This is a genomic window from Stenotrophomonas maltophilia group sp. RNC7 (genome assembly GCF_030910085.1).
Taxonomy (GTDB): Bacteria; Pseudomonadota; Gammaproteobacteria; order Xanthomonadales; family Xanthomonadaceae; genus Stenotrophomonas; species Stenotrophomonas sepilia.
In genome coordinates, this window is record NZ_JAVFVN010000457.1 from 1 (window position 1) to 320 (window position 320).

A 320-nucleotide genomic window follows, 5' to 3' on the forward strand; every position below is an offset into this window, starting at 1 on the left:
GACTTGTGGCAGTTGCGGTCCACCACCACCACGTCGCCGGCGGCGACGTTGGCGTGCCACACCACCTTGTTCGAGGTCGAGGTGCCGTTGGTCACGAAGTAGCAGTGGTCGGCGTGGAAGATGCGCGCCGCGTTCAGTTCGGACTCGGCCACCGGGCCGGTGTGGTCCAGCAACTGGCCCAGTTCGTCGACGGCGTTGCAGACGTCGGCGCGCAGCATGTTCTCGCCGAAGAACTGGTGGAACATCTGGCCCACCGGGCTCTTCAGGAACGCCACGCCGCCGGAGTGGCCGGGGCAGTGCCAGGAATAGGAGCCATCCTG

General features: G+C 66.6%; 1 pseudogene. It reads right to left on the reverse strand.

Annotated elements, in window-relative coordinates:
* A pseudogene (locus RCF13_RS07920) lies at window positions 1-320 on the reverse strand (lysine decarboxylase); the annotation flags it as partial.